Source organism: Paucilactobacillus oligofermentans DSM 15707 = LMG 22743 (assembly GCF_001434315.1).
Lineage (GTDB): Bacteria > Bacillota > Bacilli > Lactobacillales > Lactobacillaceae > Paucilactobacillus > Paucilactobacillus oligofermentans.
In genome coordinates this window covers 1-305 of sequence record NZ_AZFE01000016.1, presented here as the reverse complement: position 1 = coordinate 305, position 305 = coordinate 1, and the positions used below count along the sequence as shown (strand labels likewise).

Sequence of the window (305 nt, the reverse complement as noted above, 5' to 3'; positions counted from 1 at the left end):
AAATCAGAATCTGTTTCCGCAGAACAATCAAAATCTGAATCGGAATCAGGTCAAGGATCACTGAGTGATTCGTCAAGTGATTCAAGCAGCGATTCACTGGATTCAAACAATTCAGAAAGTAAGTCAGTTTCAAATTCCGATAGTCAATCGACTGATAGTGAAAACAGTAAATCTGGTTCAGCTTCAGATTCTGACTCAAACTCAACCAACACATCAGATTCTGAATCTGGTAGTGCTTCAAAGAGTAATTCAACATCAAATCAAAATTCCGATTCAGTGGTTACTTCACAAAGTGCATCAACTTC

At 37.7% G+C, this 305-nt stretch carries 1 pseudogene; it reads left to right on the top strand.

What is annotated here, in order from left to right:
- Nucleotides 1-305, top strand: a pseudogene (locus FC70_RS09330) (accessory Sec-dependent LPXTG-anchored adhesin); the annotation flags it as partial.